The 602-nt window shown below is 44.7% G+C and carries 2 protein-coding genes; both read right to left on the bottom strand.

Translation table 11 applies throughout. The annotated features are described in order from the left end of the window. Positions 1-109 (bottom strand): NAD-dependent epimerase/dehydratase family protein (locus R7Q09_RS26895; RefSeq protein WP_318144044.1); only part of this gene is annotated, 109 nt, incomplete at its 3' end. Positions 110-163: 54 nt separating this feature from the next. Next, positions 164-602: GGDEF domain-containing protein (locus R7Q09_RS26900; RefSeq protein ID WP_318144043.1), on the bottom strand; the 439-nt coding region annotated here is incomplete at its 5' end.

Consider the following 602-nt stretch of genomic DNA (forward strand, 5'->3'; position numbering starts at 1 on the left):
TGCTGTTGTATAGGTTATCGAGAATAACTGGTGTCATACCAGCTTCGATCATTTGAATACAAGTGTGGCTGCCAATGTAGCCCATACCACCCGTAACGAGTACTTTCATTTTATCAATCCTTCTGACGCGAATCCGATTAGTGTAAAGCTTTAATGCGACAATTTAAACGGTCTCTTGCAATTCGCATCCCATTAATATTGCTTGCCCTTTTCCGGCTTTCTTCGCTTGGTACATTGCGGTATCCGCACTCTTTAAAATACGGGTTGCGTCTCGTTCATTAACGCCAACCAATTTCACCCCAATGCTCACGCCGACTTTTAACTCATTACCTTTGTATTCAATAGGCGCGCAGATGCTCTCTAACAATTGCTCGGCGATTCGCGTTACGACTTTTTGATTGGCCGGGTTGACCAGCATAACAAACTCATCGCCAGACAGGCGTGCGATTAAGTCACTATGCCTAGTCGCCGATGTCAAACGATCTGCGACACGTTTTAAAACTTCATCCCCAGCGTCATGGCCGTATGTGTCGTTGATTTCCTTAAAACCATCTAGATCAAGATACAATACCGCAAATTCATCGCGCTGATAGCCTGATCTT

This window comes from Vibrio sp. 2130-1, assembly GCF_033339515.1.